General features: G+C 62.4%; 17 protein-coding genes and 1 pseudogene. 14 read left to right on the forward strand and 4 right to left on the reverse strand.

Annotated features, from left to right (window positions below; genetic code table 11):
* Nucleotides 1-55: 55 nt before the first annotated feature.
* Nucleotides 56-1,420 carry a formimidoylglutamate deiminase gene (locus ACF8FG_RS10175; RefSeq protein ID WP_318082222.1) on the reverse strand — a complete coding sequence of 455 codons (1,365 nt, stop codon included), beginning with the start codon at nucleotides 1,418-1,420 and terminating at the stop codon, nucleotides 56-58.
* Between the two features lie 144 nt (nucleotides 1,421-1,564).
* Here ACF8FG_RS10175 and hutC point away from each other — a divergent pair, with 144 nt between their 5' ends.
* The 14 genes from hutC (at nucleotide 1,565) to ACF8FG_RS10245 (ending at nucleotide 19,213) form a co-directional block, all read left to right on the forward strand.
* Complete coding sequence (hutC, locus tag ACF8FG_RS10180; protein WP_173881450.1) at nucleotides 1,565-2,275, forward strand: histidine utilization repressor; 711 nt, start codon at nucleotides 1,565-1,567, stop codon at nucleotides 2,273-2,275.
* Nucleotides 2,272-2,844, forward strand: coding sequence for a HutD family protein (locus ACF8FG_RS10185; protein ID WP_010955590.1), 573 nt, complete (start codon nucleotides 2,272-2,274; stop codon nucleotides 2,842-2,844). Before hutC ends, ACF8FG_RS10185 begins: the two co-directional genes overlap by 4 nt.
* A gap of 484 nt (nucleotides 2,845-3,328) precedes the next feature.
* The gene (gene hutU, locus ACF8FG_RS10190) at nucleotides 3,329-5,002 is read left to right on the forward strand and encodes a urocanate hydratase (RefSeq protein WP_004577162.1); all 1,674 of its coding nucleotides are present in this window, start codon (nucleotides 3,329-3,331) and stop codon (nucleotides 5,000-5,002) included.
* A 108-nt stretch (nucleotides 5,003-5,110) separates the two neighbouring features.
* Nucleotides 5,111-6,643: a histidine ammonia-lyase gene (gene hutH, locus ACF8FG_RS10195; RefSeq protein ID WP_003249248.1), complete on the forward strand. Its 1,533-nt coding sequence runs from the start codon at nucleotides 5,111-5,113 to the stop codon at nucleotides 6,641-6,643.
* A gap of 157 nt (nucleotides 6,644-6,800) precedes the next feature.
* On the forward strand, nucleotides 6,801-8,204 hold the full coding sequence (locus ACF8FG_RS10200; RefSeq protein ID WP_003249253.1) for an amino acid permease: 1,404 nt from the start codon (nucleotides 6,801-6,803) through the stop codon (nucleotides 8,202-8,204).
* A gap of 15 nt (nucleotides 8,205-8,219) precedes the next feature.
* Nucleotides 8,220-9,425 (forward strand): imidazolonepropionase, encoded by a 1,206-nt coding sequence (gene hutI / locus ACF8FG_RS10205; RefSeq protein ID WP_014592681.1) that lies wholly within the window; start codon nucleotides 8,220-8,222, stop codon nucleotides 9,423-9,425.
* Nucleotides 9,426-9,435: 10 nt separating this feature from the next.
* Nucleotides 9,436-10,239 (forward strand): N-formylglutamate deformylase, encoded by an 804-nt coding sequence (gene hutG, locus ACF8FG_RS10210; RefSeq protein WP_014592680.1) that lies wholly within the window; start codon nucleotides 9,436-9,438, stop codon nucleotides 10,237-10,239.
* 169 nt (nucleotides 10,240-10,408) lie between these two features.
* On the forward strand, nucleotides 10,409-11,380 hold the full coding sequence (gene pip / locus ACF8FG_RS10215; protein ID WP_003249260.1) for a prolyl aminopeptidase: 972 nt from the start codon (nucleotides 10,409-10,411) through the stop codon (nucleotides 11,378-11,380).
* Entirely contained in the window at nucleotides 11,377-11,814 is a 438-nt protein-coding gene (dtd, locus tag ACF8FG_RS10220; RefSeq protein ID WP_003249262.1) for a D-aminoacyl-tRNA deacylase, read from the forward strand. The genes pip and dtd overlap by 4 nt, the downstream gene beginning before the upstream one ends.
* A 263-nt stretch (nucleotides 11,815-12,077) precedes the next feature.
* On the forward strand, nucleotides 12,078-13,799 hold the full coding sequence (locus tag ACF8FG_RS10225) for a glucan biosynthesis protein G (protein ID WP_392518754.1): 1,722 nt from the start codon (nucleotides 12,078-12,080) through the stop codon (nucleotides 13,797-13,799).
* Nucleotides 13,792-16,365 carry a glucans biosynthesis glucosyltransferase MdoH gene (gene mdoH / locus ACF8FG_RS10230; protein WP_019438720.1) on the forward strand — a complete coding sequence of 858 codons (2,574 nt, stop codon included), beginning with the start codon at nucleotides 13,792-13,794 and terminating at the stop codon, nucleotides 16,363-16,365. Before ACF8FG_RS10225 ends, mdoH begins: the two co-directional genes overlap by 8 nt.
* Before the next feature lie 281 nt (nucleotides 16,366-16,646).
* Nucleotides 16,647-17,444 carry a transporter substrate-binding domain-containing protein gene (locus ACF8FG_RS10235; protein WP_026031986.1) on the forward strand — a complete coding sequence of 266 codons (798 nt, stop codon included), beginning with the start codon at nucleotides 16,647-16,649 and terminating at the stop codon, nucleotides 17,442-17,444.
* Nucleotides 17,445-17,523: 79 nt separating this feature from the next.
* Nucleotides 17,524-18,486, forward strand: coding sequence for an amino acid ABC transporter permease (locus tag ACF8FG_RS10240; RefSeq protein WP_014592677.1), 963 nt, complete (start codon nucleotides 17,524-17,526; stop codon nucleotides 18,484-18,486).
* Complete coding sequence (locus ACF8FG_RS10245) at nucleotides 18,479-19,213, forward strand: amino acid ABC transporter ATP-binding protein (protein WP_076403731.1); 735 nt, start codon at nucleotides 18,479-18,481, stop codon at nucleotides 19,211-19,213. Before ACF8FG_RS10240 ends, ACF8FG_RS10245 begins: the two co-directional genes overlap by 8 nt.
* A gap of 118 nt (nucleotides 19,214-19,331) precedes the next feature.
* On the opposite strand, the gene ACF8FG_RS10250 is transcribed toward ACF8FG_RS10245, so the two are convergent.
* The 3 genes and pseudogenes from ACF8FG_RS10250 to ACF8FG_RS10260 all read right to left on the reverse strand — a co-directional run.
* Nucleotides 19,332-20,282, reverse strand: coding sequence for an RHS repeat-associated core domain-containing protein (locus ACF8FG_RS10250; protein WP_318079928.1), 951 nt, complete (start codon nucleotides 20,280-20,282; stop codon nucleotides 19,332-19,334).
* 153 nt (nucleotides 20,283-20,435) lie between these two features.
* Nucleotides 20,436-21,308 carry a methyl-accepting chemotaxis protein gene (locus ACF8FG_RS10255; RefSeq protein ID WP_392518759.1) on the reverse strand — a complete coding sequence of 291 codons (873 nt, stop codon included), beginning with the start codon at nucleotides 21,306-21,308 and terminating at the stop codon, nucleotides 20,436-20,438.
* Nucleotides 21,291-22,709, reverse strand: a pseudogene (locus tag ACF8FG_RS10260) (methyl-accepting chemotaxis protein); the annotation flags it as partial. The pseudogene ACF8FG_RS10260 and the gene ACF8FG_RS10255, both read right to left, overlap by 18 nt.
* Nucleotides 22,710-22,778: the final 69 nt, after the last annotated feature.

The following is a 22,778-nucleotide window of genomic DNA, read 5'->3' on the forward strand; positions in this document are numbered from 1 at the left end:
CCACCCTGTGGGAGCGGGCTTGCCCGCGAAGGGCTGCAACGCAGCCCCGGTACGCTCAGCCCAAAAGCTGGCGCAACACCTTGGCAAACGCCCGCCCGCTTTCTTCTTCTTGGGCATGCCGCCCCTGGCGCACTACCCACTGCCCATTCACCATCACATCGCGCACCTGGCGATCGCCGCCGGCAAACAGCCAGCGGTTGAGAATGGCATCACCCTCCGCCATGGCGATGTAGGGGTCCTGCCCATCGAGCACCAGCCAGTCGGCACGCTTGCCCACTGCCAACTCGCCGACCGCCTGACCCAGCGCCTGCGCGCCGCCGGCCAGCGCCGCGTCATACAGCGTGCGCCCGACCATCGGTTGGTCGCCGCGATACAGGCGGTTGCGCCGCTGGTCCCGCAGGCGCTGGCCATATTCCAGCCAGCGCAGCTCTTCCACCACGCTCAACGACACATGGCTGTCCGAGCCAATGCCCATACGTCCGCCCTGTGCCAGGAAGTCCACTGCCGGGAAGATCCCATCGCCCAGGTTGGCTTCGGTGGTCAGGCACAACCCGGCCACTGCGCCGCTGCGGGCCATGGCAGTGACTTCGTCCGGTTTGGCATGGGTAGCGTGTACCAGGCACCAGCGGCGGTCCACGTCCACGTGCTCGAACAGCCACTGCAGCGGGCGCAGGCCGCTCCAGGCCATGCAGTCGTCGACTTCCTTCTGCTGTTCGGCGATGTGGATATGCACTGGGCACTGCCTGTCGCTGGCCGCCAACACTTCGGCGATCTGCCCAGGCGTTACCGCCCGCAGCGAGTGGAAGCAAAGGCCCAGTTGCTGCGCCGGTTGCGCGGCCAGCAGCGGGGCGAGCTGGGCTTGCAGCTGCAGGTACTGCCCGGTGGAGTTGATGAAGCGCCGCTGCCCGTCGTTCGGCGCCTGGCCGCCAAAGCCTGCATGGCTGTACAGCACCGGCAGCAATGTCAGGCCGATGCCGCTGTCGGCTGCGGCCGCGCTGATGCGTCGCGACAGCTCGGCGGGGTCGGCGTAGGGCTTGCCGGCCTGGTCGTGGTGCACGTAGTGGAACTCCGCCACCGAGGTATAACCGGCCTTGAGCATCTCGATGTACAACTGGCGGGCGATGACCTGAAGCTGCTCTGGGCTGATCTGCCCGACCAGGCGGTACATCAGGTCTCGCCAGGTCCAGAAACTGTCGTTGGGGTTGCCGGCAACTTCCGCCAGGCCTGCCATGGCGCGCTGGAAGGCATGCGAGTGCAAGTTGGGCATGCCGGGCAGCAGCGGGCCGGCCAGGCGCTCGGCGCCTTCGGCCGAAGCGCCAGGCTCGATGCTGGCCACGCGACCATCGCTGGCGACCTCGATACGCACATGGCTGGCCCAACCCGTAGGTAGCAGGGCGCGTTCGGCGAAGTAGGCTGACATCGGTGGAATCCTGTTATTGTTAACTTGTATATACATATACAGGCGTTTGCCTGCCGGGTAAACTGCGGCAAGCTACCGCTCATTTCATTTGCACAAGGATCCATCGCCGTGCCGACACCTCCTGTCTCCGTGCTGGTTGCCCAGATGGGCGAGGGCCCGGCGCCGCTCTACGCCCGGGTCAAACAGATGATCATCCAGCAGATCGACAACGGCAGCTGGCCACCGCATCACCGGGTACCTTCCGAGAGCGAGTTGGTCAACGAGCTGGGTTTCAGCCGCATGACCATCAACCGCGCCCTGCGTGAACTCACCGCCGAGGGCCTGCTGGTGCGCATGCAAGGGGTCGGCACCTTCGTGGCCGAGCCCAAGGGCCGTTCGGCGCTGTTCGAGGTCAACAACATTGCCGATGAAATTGCCGCGCGCGGGCACCAGCATAGCTGCCAGGTGATCACGCTTGCCGAAGAAGCGGCCGGCTCCGAGCGGGCGCTGGCTCTGGACATGCGTGAAGGTCAGCGGGTGTTCCATTCGCTGATCGTGCATTTCGAGAACGGCGTGCCGGTGCAGATCGAGGACCGCTACGTTAACGCGGCCATCGCCCCCGATTACCTCAAGCAGGATTTCACCCGGCAGACGCCTTACGCCTACCTGTCCCAGGTGGCGCCGTTGACCGAAGGTGAGCATGTGGTCGAGGCGATCCTGGCCGAGCCGGAAGAATGCCGCCTGTTGCAGATCGAGCGGGGCGAGCCTTGCCTGCTGATTCGTCGTCGCACCTGGTCCGGCCGCCAGCCGGTGACCGCTGCACGGCTGATCCACCCCGGTTCCCGTCATCGCCTGGAAGGACGTTTCAGCAAATGAGTCAGCTGCAGTTGTTGCGTGCGCACGATTACCCGCGCATGCCGTGGAAGAACGGTGGCGGTTTCACCGAAGAGATTACCCGCGACAGTGGCGAGGGCCTGGACGGTTTTGGCTGGCGTCTGTCGATTGCCGATATCGAAGAGTCGGGCGGGTTTTCCACCTTTGCCGGCTACCAGCGGATCATCACCGTGCTGCAGGGCGACGGCATGCGCCTGCTGGTCGACGGCCAGGCCAGTCGGCCATTGCTGGCGTTCGATGCGTTTGCGTTCAGCGGCGAGAGCCAGGTCAGCTGCAAGTTGCTGGGCGGGGCGATCCGCGATTTCAACCTGATCTATGCACCGCAGCGATATCGGGCGCGCTTGCAGTGGCTGGATGGCACCAGCCGGGTGTACAGCTCGGCGTCGACGGTGTTGTTGTTTGCTGCCAGCAGCCTGGTCGAAGTCACTATTTCCGGGCGCGAGACGCAGCGGTTGGGGTTGTTCGACTGCTTGCGGCTGGAAGGCAATGATGAATTGCTGGGGCTGGTTGTGCAGGGGCGATGCTGCCTGATCGAACTTGATGGGCGCTGAAGGTTCGGCTGTAGATTTTTGGCGCCTGTGAGATCGAGCGCCGCCAGGTGTCCGCCTCGACACATTCTGCGCCTGTGAGATCGAGCGCCGCCCGCGCGGCGCTTCGCGGGTAAACCCGCTCCTACGTTTGTTTCAGGTCAATTATGCCTGTGGGATTTGCGCGCGAACGCCTTGGTGCATGCCTCGATATCGCGTCGTACAAACAAGGCGGTCGCGCGCGCCAGGCACAGGATGGACTGGCCCGAAACAAACGTAGGAGCGGGTTTACCCGCGAAGCGCCGCGCGGGCGGCGCTCGATCTACGCACCGCCGCAGAACTTAAGCCGGACCGGCGCTCGCTTTACCCCCCCCCAAAAAAAAAAGTCAAGGTAGGAACGGCAAGGTCCGATTATTTTGGTTGTCCATGCTTGTACATACAAGTAAAGGTGTGTTTGTATATTGACCACGACATACCCGCCCGCGGACGACCGCAGAGGACCTTTCCCGTGACCGACAACAACAAATACCGTGACGTTGAAATCCGTGCCCCACGTGGCAACAAGCTGACCGCCAAAAGCTGGCTGACCGAAGCGCCACTGCGCATGTTGATGAACAACCTCGATCCACAGGTCGCGGAAAACCCGAAAGAGCTGGTGGTATACGGCGGTATCGGCCGCGCCGCGCGCAACTGGGCCTGCTACGACAAGATCGTCGAAACCCTGACCCGCCTGGAAGACGACGAAACCCTGCTGGTGCAGTCGGGCAAGCCGGTCGGTGTGTTCAAGACCCACAGCAACGCACCGCGCGTGCTGATCGCCAACTCCAACCTGGTGCCACACTGGGCCAATTGGGAACACTTCAACGAACTGGACGCCAAAGGCCTGGCCATGTACGGCCAGATGACCGCCGGCAGCTGGATCTACATCGGCAGCCAGGGCATCGTCCAGGGCACCTATGAAACCTTCGTCGAAGCCGGTCGCCAGCACTACGGCGGCAGCCTGAAAGGCAAGTGGGTACTCACCGCTGGCCTGGGCGGCATGGGCGGCGCCCAGCCACTGGCCGCGACCCTGGCCGGGGCTTGCTCGCTGAACATCGAATGCCAGCAGAGCCGTATCGACTTCCGCCTGGAAACCCGCTACGTCGACGAGCAGGCCACTGACCTCGACGACGCCCTGGCACGCATTGCCAAGTACACCGCCGAAGGCAAGGCCATCTCCATCGCCCTGCATGGCAACGCCGCCGAAATCCTCCCAGAGCTGGTCAAACGTGGCGTGCGCCCGGACATGGTCACCGACCAGACCAGCGCCCACGACCCACTGAACGGCTACCTGCCTGCCGGCTGGACCTGGGAACAGTACCGCGACCGTGCGCAGACCGAACCGGCTGCAGTGGTCAAGGCTGCCAAGCAGTCGATGGCCGTGCACGTGCAGGCCATGCTGGACTTCCAGAAGCAGGGCATCCCGACCTTCGACTACGGCAACAACATCCGCCAGATGGCCAAGGAAGAGGGCGTGGCCAATGCCTTCGACTTCCCAGGCTTCGTCCCGGCCTACATCCGCCCACTGTTCTGCCGCGGAGTCGGCCCGTTCCGCTGGGCGGCGCTGTCCGGTGAAGCCGAGGACATCTACAAGACCGACGCCAAGGTCAAGGAACTGATCCCCGACGACGCCCACCTGCACCGCTGGCTGGACATGGCCCGCGAGCGCATCAGCTTCCAGGGCCTGCCGGCACGTATCTGCTGGGTAGGGCTGGGCCTTCGCGCCAAGCTGGGCCTGGCTTTCAACGAAATGGTCCGCAGCGGCGAGCTGTCGGCACCGGTGGTGATCGGCCGTGACCACCTCGACTCCGGCTCGGTATCCAGCCCGAACCGCGAAACCGAGGCCATGCGTGATGGTTCGGACGCTGTTTCCGACTGGCCGCTGCTCAACGCCCTGCTGAACACCGCAGGCGGCGCCACCTGGGTATCGCTGCACCACGGCGGTGGCGTGGGCATGGGCTTCTCGCAGCACTCGGGCATGGTGATCGTCTGCGACGGTACCGATGAGGCCGCCGAGCGCATCGCCCGGGTACTGACCAACGACCCAGGGACTGGCGTCATGCGTCACGCCGATGCCGGTTATGACATCGCCATCGACTGCGCCAAGGAGCAGGGCCTGGACCTGCCGATGATCACCGGCTGATCACCACGCTTTGGATCGCACCCTGCAAGGGGTGATACTGAACAACAAGAAGGAGCGCGCAGGCACCCACAAGCGGGCCTGCGGCTCCACGCGATTTGGAGTAGTAACGTGACCGAACTCACCCTCAAGCCCGGCACCCTGACCCTGGCCCAGCTGCGCGCGATCCATGCCGCGCCCGTGCGCCTGCAACTGGATGCCAGTGCCGCGCCGGCCATCGACGCCAGCGTCGCCTGTGTCGAGCAGATCATTGCCGAAGACCGTACTGCGTACGGTATCAACACGGGTTTCGGCCTGCTGGCCTCGACCCGCATCGCCAGCCATGACCTGGAGAACCTGCAGCGTTCGCTGGTGCTGTCCCACGCCGCCGGTATCGGCGCGCCGCTGGATGACGACCTGGTGCGGTTGATCATGGTACTGAAGATCAACAGCCTCAGCCGTGGTTTCTCCGGCATCCGCCGCAAAGTCATCGACGCGCTGATTGCCCTGGTCAACGCCGAAGTCTACCCGCACATCCCGCTGAAAGGCTCGGTCGGCGCATCCGGTGACCTTGCGCCGCTTGCGCATATGTCGCTGGTGCTGCTGGGTGAAGGCAAGGCACGCTACAAGGGCCAGTGGCTGCCGGCCACCGAGGCCTTGGCGATTGCCGGCCTCGAGCCGCTGACCCTGGCCGCCAAAGAGGGCCTGGCCCTGCTCAACGGTACCCAGGCCTCCACCGCCTATGCCTTGCGTGGCCTGTTCCAGGGCGAAGACCTGTATGCCGCTGCCATCGCCTGCGGTGGCCTGAGCGTCGAAGCTGCGCTGGGCTCGCGTTCGCCGTTCGATGCGCGTATCCACGAAGTGCGTGGCCAGCGCGGCCAGATCGACACCGCTGCCTGCTTCCGTGACCTGCTGGGCGACTCCAGCGAAGTGTCGCTGTCGCACAAGAACTGCGACAAGGTCCAGGACCCGTACTCGCTGCGCTGCCAGCCGCAGGTCATGGGTGCCTGCCTGACCCAGCTGCGCCAGGCCGCCGAGGTGCTGGGCATCGAAGCCAACGCCGTGTCGGACAACCCGCTGGTGTTCGCTGCAGAAGGTGATGTGATCTCCGGCGGCAACTTCCACGCCGAACCGGTGGCCATGGCCGCCGACAACCTGGCCCTGGCCATCGCTGAAATCGGCTCGCTCAGCGAGCGCCGCATCTCGCTGATGATGGACAAGCACATGTCCCAGCTGCCGCCGTTCCTGGTGGAAAACGGTGGGGTCAACTCCGGCTTCATGATCGCCCAGGTCACCGCTGCCGCCCTGGCCAGCGAAAACAAAGCCCTGTCGCACCCGCACAGCGTCGACAGCCTGCCAACTTCGGCCAACCAGGAAGACCACGTGTCGATGGCCCCGGCCGCCGGCAAGCGCCTGTGGGAAATGGCAGAAAACACCCGTGGCGTGCTGGCCATCGAATGGCTGGGCGCGTGCCAGGGCCTGGACCTGCGCAAAGGCCTGAAGACTTCGGCCAAGCTGGAGCAGGCGCGCCAAGCGCTGCGCAGCGAGGTGCCGCACTACGACCGTGACCGTTTCTTCGCGCCGGATATCGAAAAAGCCGTGGACCTGTTGGCCAAGGGTAGTCTGACCGGTTTGCTGCCGGCGGGTGTGCTGCCAAGCCTGTAATGCTCCTTGGGGCCGCTTGGCGGCCCTTCGCGGTCAAGCCCGTTCCTACACAGCCTGCGATAGGCAAACGCTATCCATGTAGGGCGGGCTTGCCCGCGAAGGGGCTGCGCAGCAGCCGCTCAATCTCACGACCACAAAAACAATTCAAGGACGTGACATGCAACAAGCTCAAGGTCTCAAGCGCGGGCTAAGTGCCCGCCACATCCGTTTCATGGCCCTCGGCTCCGCCATCGGCACCGGCCTGTTCTACGGCTCTGCCTCGGCCATCCAGATGGCAGGCCCGGCCGTGCTGCTGGCCTACCTGATCGGTGGCGCTGCAGTGTTCATGGTCATGCGCGCCCTTGGCGAAATGGCCGTGCACAATCCGGTGGCCGGCTCCTTCGGCCACTACGCCACCACCTACCTCGGCCCAATGGCCGGCTTCATCCTCGGCTGGACCTACGCTTTCGAGATGGTCATCGTCGCCATCGCCGACGTCACCGCGTTCGGTATCTACATGGGTTTCTGGTTCCCGGAGGTAGCCCGCTGGATCTGGGTGCTGGGCATCGTTTTCCTGATCGGCGGCCTCAACCTGTGCAACGTCAAGGTATTCGGCGAAATGGAATTCTGGCTGTCGCTGCTCAAGGTCGGCGCCATCGTGGCGATGATCCTGGCCGGCCTCGGCATCATGGCCTTCGGTTTCAGCCAGGTGGGTACCGGGCATGCCGTAGGCATGAGCAACCTGTTCGACCACGGCGGCTTCATGCCTAACGGCGTGGGGGGCTTGATTGCGTCGTTTGCCGTGGTGATGTTCGCCTTCGGCGGTATCGAGATCATCGGCGTCACCGCCGGCGAGGCAAAAGACCCGCAGCGCGTCATTCCCAAAGCGATCAACGCGGTGCCACTGCGTATCCTGCTGTTCTACGTGCTCACCCTGTTCGTGCTGATGTGCCTGTACCCATGGCCGCAGATCGGTAGCCAGGGCAGCCCGTTCGTGCAGATCTTCAGCAACCTGGGCATTGGCTCTGCCGCTGCCGTGCTGAACGTCGTGGTGATTTCCGCTGCCATCTCCGCCATCAACAGCGACATTTTTGGCGCTGGCCGCATGATGTATGGCCTGGCCCAGCAAGGCCACGCCCCGCGCGGTTTCAGCAAGTTGTCAAAACATGGCGTACCGTGGATGACCGTCGTGGTGATGGGGGCTGCGCTGCTGATCGGCGTATTGCTCAACTACCTGATCCCGGAAAATGTGTTCCTGCTGATTGCCTCGATCGCCACCTTCGCCACGGTGTGGGTGTGGCTGATGATCCTGCTCACCCAGGTAGCCATGCGCCGCAGCATGAGCCGCGAGGAAGTGGCCCAGCTCAAGTTTCCGGTACCGTTCTGGCCATACGGCCCGGCCATGGCCATTGCGTTCATGGTGTTCATCTTTGGCGTGCTCGGCTACTTCCCGGACACCCAGGCGGCATTGATCGTCGGCGTGATCTGGGTGGTGTTCCTGGTGGCGTCCTACCTGCTGTGGTGCAAGCCGCGCGCAGGGCAGGGCCAACCGGTAGCGGAGCCGGCCGAGCTGCACCGCTAGCAAAGGAGATTGTGCATGAGAACCCTCTGGCAGCATTGCCATGTTGCAACCATGGCCGATGGCCGTTACTCGGCCATCGAGGACGCGGCGATCGTCACCAGCGCCGGGTTGATCGAGTGGATAGGCCCACGCGCCGAGCTGGCGCCGGTCGAAGCTGACCGCACGGTTGACCTGGGGGGGGGCTGGGTCACCCCCGGGCTGATCGACTGCCACACCCATGCGGTGTTCGGTGGCAACCGCAGCGGCGAGTTCGAGCAGCGCCTGCAGGGCGTGAGCTATGCCGAAATCGCCGCGCAGGGCGGTGGTATCGCGAGTACCGTGCGGGCTACCCGGGCAGCCAGCGAAGACGAACTGTTCGCCAGTGCTCGCCAGCGCGTTCAGGCACTGATGCGCGATGGAGTGACCACCCTCGAGATCAAGTCCGGCTACGGCCTGGACCTGGCCAACGAGCGCAAGATGCTGCGAGTGGCCCGGCGCCTGGCTGACGAGTTGCCGTTGACGGTGCGTGCCACGTGCCTGGCGGCGCACGCTTTGCCCCCGGAGTACGCAGGTCGGGCCGATGACTACATCGCGCACATCTGCGATGAAATGTTGCCGGCCCTGGCCGCCGAAGGCCTGGTAGATGCGGTGGATGCCTTCTGCGAACACCTCGCGTTCTCGCCGGCCCAGGTCGAGCGACTGTTCATCAAGGCACGCGAACTGGGCCTGCCGGTCAAGCTGCATGCCGAACAGCTGTCATCATTGCACGGCTCAAGCCTGGCCGCGCGTTACCAGGCACTGTCGGCTGACCACCTGGAGTTCATGACAGAGGAAGACGCCGTGGCCATGGCAAACGCCGGCACGGTCGCCGTGCTGCTACCGGGTGCGTTCTACTTCCTGCGTGAAACCCAGCTGCCGCCAATGGATGCATTGCGCCGCCACGGGGTAAGGATTGCCCTGGCCAGCGACCTCAACCCCGGCACTTCGCCAGGGTTGTCGCTGCGGTTGATGCTGAACATGGGCTGCACCTGCTTCCGCATGACGCCGGAAGAGGCCCTGGCAGGCGTTACGGTGCACGCCGCCACGGCGCTGGGCCTGGGTGACAGCCACGGCTCGCTGCAAGTGGGCAAGGTGGCCGACTTCGTTGCCTGGCAAATCGAACGCCCCGCCGACCTGGCCTACTGGCTGGGTGGCGACCTGCCCAAGCGCGTAGTGCGCATGGGCCACGAAATCTCCAATTGAGCGAGGCACGATGGACAAGGTATTGAGTTTTCACCAAGGTCGCCTGCCGCTGCTGATCAGCATGCCGCACGCTGGCTTGCGTCTGACCGACGCCGTGCGCGACGGCCTGGTCGACCAGGCGCAAAGCTTGCCGGACACCGACTGGCACATCCCGCAGTTGTACGACTTTGCCCGTGACTTGGGTGCCAGCGTGGTGGCCGCAGAGTACTCACGCTTCGTCATCGACCTGAACCGCCCGGACGACGACAAGCCGCTGTACGTCGGCGCCACCACGGGCTTGTACCCGGCGACCTTGTTCGGTGGCGAACCCCTCTTCAAAGACGGGCTGGCGCCGTCTGGCGAAGAGCGCAGACGCTATCTGGAGCAGATCTGGCGCCCTTATCACGCGACCATTCGTCGTGAACTGGACCGCTTGCGTGAGCAGTTTGGCTATGCGCTGCTGTGGGATGCCCATTCGATCCGTTCGCTGATACCGCACCTGTTCGACGGCAAGTTACCGGACTTCAACCTGGGTACTTTCAACGGCGCCAGTTGCGATCCGGCACTGGCTGAGCGGCTGCAGGGTGTGTGCGCCAAGGTGCAGGGTTACAGCCACGTGCTGAATGGTCGGTTCAAAGGCGGTCACATCACCCGGCATTATGGCGACCCGGCCAACCATATCCATGCTGTGCAACTGGAGCTGGCGCAAAGCACCTATATGGAGGAAGTCGAGCCATTTGCCTACCGGGAAGACTTGGCGCAACCGACGCAAGCGGTATTGAGGCAGCTACTGCAAGCGCTGCTGGCCTGGGGCGACGAGCGTTACAAGCGTTGAGTGGAGGCGGCGACGCTATCGGCGTCGCCAGGCACCGTGGGAGGCAGTTGCCGGAAATCTGCGCAAGGGTCAATTCGCGCCGTTCGAACGCGTCAGCAAGGACGGTGCTGAAAGCGCAATTCAGGTTTATGATGGCCCACGGCCGAATAATCCTCACACGGAGTGCGCAATGCAGACCCTCTACCCGCAGATCAAACCCTACGCCAGGCACGATCTGGCCGTGGAAGCGCCGCATGTGCTTTATGTCGACGAAAGCGGCTCGCCGGAAGGTCTGCCCGTGGTGTTCATCCACGGAGGCCCCGGTGCTGGCTGCGACGCCCAGAGCCGCTGCTACTTTGATCCCAACCTGTACCGCATCATCACCTTCGACCAGCGCGGCTGTGGCCGCTCCACGCCCCATGCGAGCCTGGAGAACAACACCACCTGGCACCTGGTCGAAGACCTGGAGCGCATTCGCGAACACCTTGGCATAGACAAGTGGGTGCTGTTTGGTGGCTCTTGGGGCTCGACCCTGGCCCTGGCCTACGCTCAGGCTCACCCAGAACGCGTGCACGGCCTGATCCTGCGCGGCATCTTCCTGTGCCGGCCGCAGGAAATCGAGTGGTTCTACCAGGAAGGCGCCAGCCGCCTGTTCCCCGACTACTGGCAGGACTACATCGCACCGATTCCACCGGAGGAACGCGGCGACCTGGTCAGGGCCTTCCACAAACGCCTGACCGGTAACGACCAGATCGCCCAGATGCACGCCGCCAAGGCGTGGTCCACCTGGGAAGGCCGTACCGCCACCCTGCGCCCCAACCCGCTGGTGGTCGACCGCTTTTCCGAACCGCAGCGGGCGCTGTCGATCGCCCGCATCGAATGCCACTACTTCATGAACAACGCCTTCCTCGAACCGGACCAGCTGATCCGCGATCTGCCCAAAATCGCCCACCTGCCGGCGGTGATCGTGCATGGTCGCTACGATGTGATCTGCCCCTTGGACAACGCCTGGGCGTTGCACCAGGCCTGGCCGAACAGTGAGTTGAAAGTGATCCGTGACGCCGGTCACGCGGCTTCCGAGCCTGGCATCACCGATGCCTTGGTGCGTGCCGCCGACCAGATGGCCCGGCGCCTGCTCGACCTGCCTCTGGAAGAAGCATGAGGGGCCTGCTGCAGCGCGTGCGCGGTGCGCGGGTTGAAGTGGCGGGGGAGGTGGTCGGCGCCATCGACCAAGGGTTGCTGGTGCTGGTCGCGGTCGAGCCTGAAGATTCCCGTGAACAGGCCGATAAGCTGTTGCACAAGCTGCTGAATTACCGGGTGTTCAGTGACGAGCAGGGCAAGATGAACCTGTCGCTCAAGGATGTCGGGGGTGGCCTGCTACTGGTGTCACAGTTCACCTTGGCGGCCGACACCCGCAATGGCATGCGTCCAAGCTTCTCGACCGCAGCGCCACCGGCCCTCGGCGCCGAGTTGTTCGACTATCTTTTGCAACAGGCAAAAGCTCAGTACGCCGACGTAGCCAGCGGCCGTTTTGGTGCGGATATGCAGGTGCACCTGGTCAATGATGGCCCCGTAACATTTATGTTACAAATATGAGGTCAAAAAACCCTTTGTTCACAGGAAAACAAGGGGTTTTGTACGATAAATAGTTGCTCCAGCCTGATGCGTTGTCACGCAACCTGCTGGATAATCGCGCGCTGCATGGACCTGCGTTCGCAGGTCCGTTTCACTCTGACTCGAGCATTGTCTGGATCCGTTTGGGGAATCATTACGCCCTCGCGGGGTCCGAACAGTGCTCGCCAACCCGGCATTTGTCGCTGGCCGTTGGTTTCATGATCTGTTTTCGGCGAGGGTTGCTCGTGATTGTTAGTCCCCAAAAAGCATCAAGAATCCCCGGCGTCCGGCTACGCAAGGCGCTGATGGCCAGTGTGGCTCTGGTCGGCCTGATGAGCGCGGGCCAGCTGTGGGCATTCAATCTTGACGATGTTGCAGCCAAGGCAAAGGATCTGGCCGGCCAGAAGTACGACGCACCAAAAAGCAACCTGCCGGCCGTGTTCCGCGACATGAAGTTTGCGGACTACCAGAAAATCCATTTCCTGCAGGAAAAGGCCGAGTGGGCCAAGGACAAGACCCCGTTCAAACTGTCGTTCTATCACCAAGGCATGCACTTCGACACCCCGGTGAAAATCAACGAGGTCACCGCCACCAAGATCAAGGAAATAAAGTACGACCCGAGCCGTTTCGAGTTCGGTGACGTGCCACACGATCCGGAAACCACCAAGAACCTCGGTTACGCCGGTTTCCGCGTGCTGTACCCGATCAATAAGGCCGACAAGCAGGACGAGATCATGACCCTGCTTGGCGCCAGCTATTTCCGTGTAGTCGGCAAGGGCCATGTGTACGGCCTGTCGGCCCGTGGCCTGGCCATCGACACCGCACTGCCATCGGGCGAAGAGTTCCCGCGCTTCACCGAGTTCTGGGTTGAAAAGCCCAAGCCGGCCGACAAGCACCTGGTGATCTACGCCCTGCTGGATTCGCCGCGCTCCACCGGCGCCTACAAGCTGACCCTGCGTCCGGGCAACGACACCGTGGTCGACGTGCAGTCCCGCGTGTTCCTGCGTGACCACGTCAGCCGCCTGGGCATTGCGCCGCTGACCAGCATGTACCTGTTCGGCCCCAACCAGCCGTCCAAGGTGCTCAACTACCGTCCGGCCCTGCATGACTCCGAAGGCCTGTCGATTCACGCGGGCAATGGCGAGTGGCTGTGGCGCCCGCTGAACAACCCGAAACACCTGGCTGTGAGTAACTTCAGCGTCGAGAACCCGCGTGGTTTCGGTCTGATGCAGCGTCAGCGCGCCTTCAGCGACTACGAAGACCTCGACGACAACTACCAGAAGCGCCCAAGCGCCTGGATCGAGCCGAAGGGTGATTGGGGCAAAGGCACCGTCGACCTGGTCGAAATCCCGACTGCCGACGAGACCAACGACAACATCGTGGCCTTCTGGAGCCCTGAAAAGCTGCCTGAGCCAGGCAAGCCGTTCGAGTACGCCTACCGCCTGCACTGGACCATCGACGAGCCGAAGTTCCAGGCCCCCGAGCTGGGCTGGGTCAAGCAGACCCTGCGTTCCACTGGCGACGTCAAGCAGTCCAACCTGATCCGCCAACCAGACGGCAGCGTGGCCTTCCTGGTCGACTTCGCCGGCCCGGCGCTTGCCGCCCTGCCGGAGGATACCGCCGTGCGTAGCCAGGTCAGCGTGGGCGACAACGCCGAGGTGGTCGAGAACAACCTGCGCTATAACCCTGAGACCAAGGGCTGGCGCCTGACCCTGCGTTTGAAGGTCAAGGAAGCCAACAAACCGACCGAAATGCGTGCCGCGCTGGTGCGTGATGTGCCGGTCGAAGCCGCCAAGCCTGCCAAGGATGCCAGGCAGGACAAGGCAGCAGCCAAGCAAGCCAAGGCCGAGAAATCCGCCAAGGCCGAACAACCTGCCGCCGATGCGGCGCCCACCAACGGGACCCCGGCCACCACCGAGAAGGTGCTGACCGAGACCTGGAGCTATCAGTTGCCTGCCGATGAGTAACTCAAGCGCAAGGCCGGAATCGCTTGGCGAGTACCTGGCCCACCTACCCCTGAGCGATGAGCAGCGGGCTGAACTTGCCAGCTGCACCTCGTTCAGTGAGCTACACCAACGCTTGGCGGCCAACCCGGCCGCCAGCTCTGCCGAGGCCGTGCAGGCCTCGGTGGGCCCGCGCCTGACCGTGGGCAGCGCCGCCGAGCTGGAAGATGCCGAAATGCTCGGCGTCGACGGCAGCGGTCGCCTGTGCCTGAAGATCGCTCCGCCGATCAAGCGCACCAAGGTCGTGCCCGAGCCATGGCGCACCAATGTGCTGATCCGCATGTGGCGACGCATGACCGGCCGCCCCAACGCCCCGCAGCCGCCCAAGCGCGAGCTGCCGCCGGCTCGCTGGCGCACGGTTGGCTCTATCCGCCGTTACATTCTGCTGGCGCTGATGATCGGCCAGACCATCGTCGCTGGCTGGTACATGAAAGGCATCCTGCCGTACCAGGGCTGGTCGTTCGTGGACTTCGACGAAATCGTCAACCAGCCGCTGTGGGACACGGTGGTGCAGGTGTGGCCGTACGCTCTGCAAACTTCCATCCTGATCCTTTTCGGCATCCTGTTCTGCTGGGTGTCGGCGGGCTTCTGGACCGCGCTGATGGGCTTCCTCGAGCTGCTCACCGGGCGCGACAAATACAAGATTTCCGGTAGCAGCGCAGGCAACGAGCCGATCGCGCCCGAGGCGCGTACCGCGCTGGTGATGCCGATCTGCAACGAAGACGTGCCGCGGGTGTTCGCCGGCCTGCGCGCAACGTTCGAGTCGGTGGCCGCCAGCGGCAACCTCGACCGGTTCGACTTCTTTGTGCTCAGCGACACCAACGACACCGACATTGCCGTGGCCGAGCAACAGGCCTGGCTGGATGTGTGCCGCGAAACCAAAGGCTTTGGCCGCATCTTCTACCGCCGCCGTCGGCGCCGTGTGAAGCGCAAGAGCGGCAACCTCGACGACTTCTGCCGTCGCTGGGGTGGCGAGTACAAGTACATGGTTGTGCTCGACGCCGACAGCGTCATGAGCGGCGAGTGCCTGAGCAGCCTGGTACGCCTGATGGAGGCCAACCCGGACGCCGGCATCATCCAGACCGGGCCGAAAGCCTCGGGCATGGACACCTTGTATGCACGCATGCAGCAGTTCGCTACCCGCGTGTACGGCCCACTGTTCACTGCCGGTCTGCACTTCTGGCAGTTGGGTGAGTCGCACTACTGGGGCCACAACGCGATCATCCGCATGAAGCCGTTCATCGAGCACTGCGCCCTGGCACCGTTGCCAGGCAAAGGCGCGTTCGCCGGTGCCATCCTTTCCCACGACTTCGTCGAGGCCGCGCTGATGCGCCGTGCCGGCTGGGGTGTATGGATTGCCTACGACTTGCCGGGCAGCTATGAGGAACTGCCGCCAAACCTGCTCGACGAGCTCAAGCGCGACCGCCGCTGGTGCCACGGCAACCTGATGAACTTCCGCCTGTTCCTGGTCAAGGGCATGCACCCGGTTCACCGTGCGGTGTTCCTCACCGGGGTGATGTCTTACCTGTCGGCGCCGCTGTGGTTCCTGTTCCTGGTGCTGTCGACCGCGCTGCTGGCGACCAACACGCTGATGGAGCCGCAGTATTTCATCGAGCCGTACCAGCTTTACCCGCTGTGGCCGCAGTGGCACCCGGAGAAGGCTGTGGCGCTGTTCTCCACCACCATTGTGCTGCTGTTCCTGCCCAAGCTGCTCAGCGTCATCCTGATCTGGGCCAAGGGCGCCGTCGAGTTCGGTGGGCGAGTCAAGGTTACCTTGTCGATGCTGATGGAGATGCTGTTCTCCATGTTGCTGGCACCGGTACGCATGATCTTCCACACCCGCTTCGTGCTGGCCGCATTCCTCGGCTGGGCTGCGACCTGGAACTCGCCGCAGCGTGACGACGACTCCACGCCGTGGGGCGAAGCGGTGCGCCGGCATGGCCCGCAGACGCTGCTGGGCATTGCCTGGGCCGCACTGGTGGCGTGGTTGAACCCGAGCTTCCTGTGGTGGCTGGCGCCTATCGTCGGTTCGCTGGTGTTGTCGATCCCGGTATCGGTGATTTCCAGCCGCACCCGCCTGGGCTTGGCGGCCAAGGACGAGAAGCTGTTCCTCATCCCAGAGGAATACGCCACCCCACAAGAGCTGCTGGCTACCGACCAGTACACCCACGAAAACCGCTGGCATGCCCTGCATGATGGCTTCGTGCGGGCCGTGGTCGACCCGCGGCAGAATGCCCTGGCCTGTGCCATGGCCACTGCCCGTCATGGCCAGGCGGCACCGATCGAAGCGTTGCGTGCCGAGCGCGTTGCCAAGGCGATTGAAGTCGGGCCAAAAGGCCTGGACCTCAATACTCGCCTGGCCCTGCTCAGCGACCCGGTGGCACTGAGCCGCCTGCACGAGCAGGTGTGGGCCGAGCACAATGCGGCCTGGATCGATGTGTGGCGTGCGTCGATCAACAATGACCCGCATTCGCCGCTGTTGCCGTTGCACCCGGAAAACGCAGGCCAACCGGCACTCGTCGGCGCCTGATCGGGCCTCTTCGCGGGTAAACCCGCTCCTACGGGGGCCTGATCGGGCCTCTTCGCGGGTGAACCCGCTCCTGCCAGGGATACACATTCCCTTGTAGGAGCGGGTTCACCCGCGAAGCTTTTTGGCCTGGCCCCCTCATTTTGGCCAACAAAGTCCCCCCGCAGCTCTAGGTCCACGGGCCGCCATGCGTTAGCATCCCTCTCCGATACGACGCTTCGGCCAGTACGGCCGTGCCAACACAATAAGATTCGCTACTTTTCTTGCTAGGGGACTTGGTGATGATCAAGAAATACCTTTCGCGACTGCTGGTCGGTGTGACCGCCCTGGTCGCCGTGACCGCGGCACAGGCGGGCGCCATCGATGACGCGGTCAAGCGCGGCACCCTGCGGGTGGGCATGGACCCGACTTACATGCCGTTCCAGATGACCAACAAGCGTGGCGAGATCATCGGCTTCGAAGTCGATATCCTCAAGGCAATGGCCAAGTCCATGGGCGTGAAGTTCGAGGCCGTGTCCACCGCCTATGACGGCATCATCCCGGCCCTGCTGACCGACAAGTTCGACATGATCGGCAGCGGCATGACCCTGACCCAGGAGCGCAACCTGCGTCTGAACTTCAGCGAACCCTTCATCGTGGTTGGCCAGACCCTGCTGATCCGCAAGGAGCTGGCTGGCGAGATCAAGTCGTACAAGGACCTGAACAACGAGAAGTACCGCCTGACCTCCAAGCTTGGCACCACCGGCGAAATGGTGTCCAAAAAGCTGATCAGCAAAGCCAAGTACCACGGTTACGACAACGAGCAGGAAGCCGTCATGGACGTGGTCAACGGCAAGGCCGACGCCTTTGTCTATGACGCGCCGTACAACGTGGTGGCGGTGGATAAAGCCGGCGCCGGCAAGCTGCTGTTCCTCGACGAGCCCTTCACCTACGAGCCGCTGGCCTTCGGCCTGAAGAAAGGCGACTACGACAGCATCAACTTCATCAACAACTTCCTGCACCAGATCAAGCACGACGGGACCTACGATCGTATTCACGACAAGTGGTTCAAGAACAAGGACTGGCTGAAGGAAATGGAATAAGGCTCAGGCCACAAGCCCGGCTTTATGACCCCGACGCGCAGGCAAACCCTGCGCGTTCGCATTTACGGAAGTACCCCACGTGATCAAACACAAGAAAGCCCAGTGGCCTTGGCATGGGTTGACCGCCCTGGTCCTGGTAGGCCTGGCGCTCAGCCTTTACATGGCCACCTCGATGATTTCCTACGAGTGGCGCTGGAACCGCGTACCGCAGTACTTCGCCTACAAGGCCGAGGAAACACAACGCGCTGCCGGCTACGGCACTGTGCAGGAAATCGTCATCTCCGGTGACAACGCCCGCGTCACGCTGAAGGACGAAAATGGTGCCGAGCAAGTGCTCGATGTGGCCAAGGACAGCCTGCAACTGAGCCGCGGCGACGATGTTGCCGAAGGCGACCAGATTGGGGTAACCCGCCATTGGGCCGCTGGCCCGCTGGCATGGGGCCTGTGGACCACCTTGTGGATCTCGGTGGTGTCCGGGGCGCTGGGCCTGGTGATCGGCCTGTTCGCCGGATTGTGCCGGTTGTCGAACAACCCGACCCTGCGCGACCTGTCGACCGTGTATGTCGAGCTGGTGCGCGGCACGCCGCTGCTGGTGCAGATCTTCATCTTCTACTTCTTCATCGGCACCGTGCTCAACCTGTCCCGCGAGTTTGCCGGGGTAGCGGCCCTGGCATTGTTCACCGGTGCTTACGTGGCCGAAATCGTCCGTGCTGGCGTGCAGTCGATTGCCAAGGGCCAGAACGAGGCTGCCCGGTCGCTGGGCCTGAACGCAGGCCAGTCGATGCGCCATGTGATCTTGCCGCAGGCGTTCAAGCGCGTGCTTCCGCCCCTGGCTGGCCAGTTCATCAGCCTGGTCAAGGACACATCGCTGGTGTCGGTGATCGCCATCACCGAGCTGACCAAGAGTGGCCGTGAGGCTATCACCACCTCGTTCTCTACCTTCGAGATCTGGTTCTGCGTGGCAGGCCTGTACCTGCTGATCAACCTGCCGCTGTCGCACATTGCCAGCCGGCTCGAGCGGAGGCTTGCGCAAAGTGATTGAAGTCCGTGACCTGCTGAAAGTCTTCGACACCCGTGGCCAGGTGGTAAGGGCTGTGGATAACGTCACCACTCAGGTCGCCAAGGGCGAAGTGGTGGTCGTGCTCGGCCCGTCGGGGTCGGGCAAATCGACGTTCCTGCGCTGCCTCAATGGCCTGGAGCATTTCGACCAAGGCCATGTGGCCATCGATGGCCTGCAACTGGCCGACCCCAAGACCGACATCAATGCCTACCGCCGCGAAGTCGGCATGGTGTTTCAGCACTTCAACCTGTTTCCGCACATGACCGTGCTGGAAAACCTGTGCCTGGCGCAGAAGGTGGTGCGCAAGCGCAACAAGGCCGAGCGTGAAGCCAAGGCCCGGGCGTTGCTGGAGAAGGTGGGTATTTCGCAGAAGGCCAACGAGTACCCGTCGCGCTTGTCTGGCGGCCAGCAACAGCGGGTGGCGATTGCCCGGGCCCTGGCGATGGACCCGAAAGTGATGCTGTTCGACGAGCCGACCTCGGCGCTTGACCCGGAAATGGTCGGTGAGGTGCTGGACGTGATGAAGACCCTGGCCCAGGAAGGCATGACCATGGTTTGCGTCACCCACGAAATGGGCTTTGCCCGCGAAGTGGCCGACCGCGTGCTGTTCTTCGACCATGGCAAGCTGCTGGAAGATTCCGCGCCAGGCGCGTTCTTCGATGCGCCGAAGGACCCGCGTGCGCAGGCGTTCCTGCGCCAGGTATTGTGAAACTTGGTGGGCGGTAGAGCGTAGCCAACCCCGGAGCTCGCTTCCTGCGGGTTGGCTATTTCACTCATCCGTTGATTTGGAATACAGCTGGCAAATGAATAATTGCGTGGCATGTGGCTTAAGTGATTTTTCTAATTGCTTTTGAAACTACATGAGGATATTTCTCTGCTAGGTAATCTAGACGGCTGCGCGCTGCCTGAATTGCTATTTTGTTATGTTTAACTCGCCACTTTGCTGCCTCAACTTTCGACGGTGTTTGCTCTAGTTCGAGGCGCTTTGTAGTCAACTGGTCATGCTCGGCTGCAAGATTCTTCAATCCGGACGCTTTATCGGCGTAACCTGCGTATAAGTAACTTGCCTTTACGCCGTGCTTGCTATTTTCGTATATGACTGTGCCATCCATTTTGCTCATATCGTCCATGAACGCTAACATTTCCTCATTTGTTTCTTGGAGTTTGGTATCAATCGTTTGAATATCTCGCTGTATCTGAACGTCTTTTCTTTCTTCGTTTCCGACGTTAAACTTTAAGTTTTCAGTGCTGTCTATGTGATGTTTCAAATTCTTTGAGGCTTTGACTAGAGACTTTCCAGCTTTCCAATTCTTGTAGCGCGCTATAAGTCCACGGGCATTTCCTGAAGGATCATTATAATTAATCGGGTCTCCCGCAGTGTAAGCATATGTATTAAGATTTCCGGCCAAGAAAATGCTGGCACGATCGGCAGAAATAAATCGCCTAAGACGGGGGCTGTATCCACGTTCTCCACGGCCTAACAAGTACACGCCGAAATCTTCCAGATGCTCTCCGTTGAAGCCTAGTGTTACAGGTAAAGGCCCAGTGCCGTAATTTCCATAAGCACAGTATGTCACGCTGTTGATGGCAGAACTCTGGGTCGAAACCAACACGGACTTTGCTCTGTCCACAGCAATCAGGTTGGTCTCGGTAAAGGGTGACCCCCCTAGCTGGCACAGCGGAGTGCCGGCCGCGGTCATCACTCTTATTGAACTACCGGGCACTCCAATAGATGCGAGCCGATCATGCTCATAAAAGCGTAACTGACGATTAGCCATGAGAAGATTCCCTGTTGAATCATGACCTCAAGGATGCGGGCAGCAAGGTAGCCCCGACAACTGACAAAAATGCCAGGTTGGTGCGCTCCGGTAATTCTTTATGCCAAAGCCCGGTTTGAACGGTCGAGGGGCTGCAAAGCAGCCCCGCTAACCTCAGATGCTGAACCGCCCAACCATCCCCCGCAATTGCTGCCCCAGATGCTCCAGCTCTCCACTCGAGGCGGCCGTCTGCTCACTGGCCGCACTGGTCTGATCTGAAACATCCCGAACATTGATCACACTTCGGTTGATCTGCTCGGCCACCACGCTCTGCTCTTCACTGGCGGTGGCAATCTGCTGGTTCATGCCCTGAATGCTCGATACCGTGTCGGTGATCTGGCTCAGTGCGTGCCCGGCCCTGCGGCTCAGCTCCACGCTCTGTTCGGTCAGGCTCTTGCTGCTGTCCAGCAAGCGAGTCACTTCGTCGGTACCGTTGTGCAGACTGTCTATCAGTTGGCCGATCTCTTCGGTCGCCGTCGACGTGCGCTGTGCCAGACCACGCACCTCATCGGCCACTACGGCAAAGCCGCGGCCGGCTTCACCGGCCCGCGCCGCTTCGATCGCTGCGTTCAGCGCCAGCAGGTTGGTCTGTTCGGACACCGACTTGATCACATCGAGAATGCTGCCAATCCTTTGGCTCTCGCCTGCCAGGTGCTGCATGGCCGCCAGGCAATGGTCCATCTGCCCGGCCAGTTGTTCGATACGGCCGATGGCTTCGGCTACTACCTGGTCACCCACCTGAGCCTGCTGGTCTGCATTGGTGGCGGCCAGCGAGGCTTGCTCGGCGTTCTGTGCCACTTCCTGCACAGTGGCGCTCATCTGGTTCATGGCAGTGGCCACCTGGTCAGTTTCCTCGCGCTGCTGATTGATGCGCAGCTTGGTGTCTTCGCTACTGGCCGCCAACTGCGTGGCGGCCTGTGACAGCTGGCCGACACCCTGATCAATGCCACCGATCAGCTCGCGCAGGCTCAAGGTCATCTCGCGCATGCTGGTTTGCAGCTGGCCCATCTCGTCGCGACGTTGCACGGTGTCGACCTGGCTCAGATCCCCCTTGGCGATGCGCGCGGCCACAGCCAGCGTCTGGCGCAATGGCTGGGTGATCTGCAAGGTGATCAGCCAGGCGGCCAGCGCCCCTACCACCATTGCCAACAGCGCCACACTGGTCAGCAGCGACCGGGCGGCCAAGGCCTCTCTGTCGCGTTGTTCGACCTTGCGTTTGCCCAGTTCGAGGCTCACTGTTCGTAGCTCATTGCCCATGTTTTCCATGTTGTTCTGCAACTGCTCGACACGTACGGCGGCGCGGCGATACTGATCCAGGCTGGTGCGGTACTTGCTCAGCTCGACACCCGGTTGCTCACTGATGGCGCGTGGCAAGCCCAACGGCGCAAGGCCTTCAAGCAGTTGCGCAAGGCTACTGTCGGCGGCGTCGAGGGCGTTATCACCGACTTTGGCAAAATCCTCGACCGGGACGAAGGTGTAGGCTGGAACCAGGCTTTGCTGGTTGGCACCTTCGACATGCCGGCTGAGGGTGTCCATCAGGCCCAGCACACCACTTTGCTGACTGTCGTCAGGCATTTTCAGCAAGGCCTGGGTCTGCAGTTGGTCAATCGCCTCGCTGAGTGCATGCTCCTGCGACTGCAGGGCTTCGCGCAGGGCTACACGGCTGGCGACGCTGCGCTGCAGTTCGCTGAAGTTGTCGCGCAGGCTCTGCAACAATGCCATTTTTTCTGTCAGCAACTGCCGTGACTCATCGACGTTGCTGCGTTGTTGCAGGGTAGTGAGCATGCTGTTGAGCTGGTCGAGGATATTGCTGATGCGCGCTCTGCTGGCATCGTCGTTGAGCACGCGGTAGGTGATGCGTTCCGCGCGCAGGTCTTTTGTCAGGTCGTTGATCAGGCCTATTTCGCTGAGTTGCTGTGAGCGCACGATGGCACCATCCAAGGCACGCCAGCCGCTGATGGTGGTGGCCAGGGTGAGCAGCAGGACCACGGCGAAGCCGAGGGCCAGCTTGGCGGCGACACTGATGTTGCCGAGCTTGCGGTTGAGGGAGCCAAGCATGGGGAATCTCCGAGCGAGTGAGAGAAAGGATGCAGGCGCATGGCTGGCATCACATCTCTGCCCATCGGCAGCGGAGCTGTAGGACTTGACCTGATAATCAGGTAGGAAAATTCGCCGCGAACAGTAGGATATATTTCGTCCTGTGCCGGTCTCTTCGCGGCGGCAATGGTGAACGGCGGGGGGAGATTGGCCAGCAGGCCCGTCCTCTTCGCGGGTAAACCCGCTCCTACGACGGCCTGTGCATGTGTGTAGGAGCGGGTTTACCCGCGAATACGGTGGCGGCGGCAACGGTGAACGGCGGGTGGAGATTGGCCAGCAAGGCCGGCCCATTCGCGGGTGAACCCGCTCCTACGACGGCCTTTGCATGTGTGTAGGAGCGGGTTTACCCGCGAATACGGT

It is taken from the genome of Pseudomonas sp. YQ_6 (assembly GCF_043103245.1).
Taxonomy (GTDB): Bacteria; Pseudomonadota; Gammaproteobacteria; order Pseudomonadales; family Pseudomonadaceae; genus Aquipseudomonas; species Aquipseudomonas alloputida.

Coding starts and splice junctions, on each gene's coding strand:
- hutC (WP_173881450.1), top strand. CDS start 1,565: ATGGGCGAGGGCCCGGCGCCGCTCTACGCCCGGGTCAAACAGATGATC.
- hutI (WP_014592681.1), top strand. CDS start 8,220: ATGAGAACCCTCTGGCAGCATTGCCATGTTGCAACCATGGCCGATGGC.
- pip (WP_003249260.1), top strand. CDS start 10,409: ATGCAGACCCTCTACCCGCAGATCAAACCCTACGCCAGGCACGATCTG.
- hutG (WP_014592680.1), top strand. CDS start 9,436: ATGGACAAGGTATTGAGTTTTCACCAAGGTCGCCTGCCGCTGCTGATC.
- ACF8FG_RS10250 (WP_318079928.1), bottom strand. CDS start 20,282: ATGGCTAATCGTCAGTTACGCTTTTATGAGCATGATCGGCTCGCATCT.
- ACF8FG_RS10175 (WP_318082222.1), bottom strand. CDS start 1,420: ATGTCAGCCTACTTCGCCGAACGCGCCCTGCTACCTACGGGTTGGGCC.
- ACF8FG_RS10185 (WP_010955590.1), top strand. CDS start 2,272: ATGAGTCAGCTGCAGTTGTTGCGTGCGCACGATTACCCGCGCATGCCG.
- ACF8FG_RS10255 (WP_392518759.1), bottom strand. CDS start 21,308: ATGCGCGAGATGACCTTGAGCCTGCGCGAGCTGATCGGTGGCATTGAT.
- dtd (WP_003249262.1), top strand. CDS start 11,377: ATGAGGGGCCTGCTGCAGCGCGTGCGCGGTGCGCGGGTTGAAGTGGCG.
- mdoH (WP_019438720.1), top strand. CDS start 13,792: ATGAGTAACTCAAGCGCAAGGCCGGAATCGCTTGGCGAGTACCTGGCC.
- ACF8FG_RS10200 (WP_003249253.1), top strand. CDS start 6,801: ATGCAACAAGCTCAAGGTCTCAAGCGCGGGCTAAGTGCCCGCCACATC.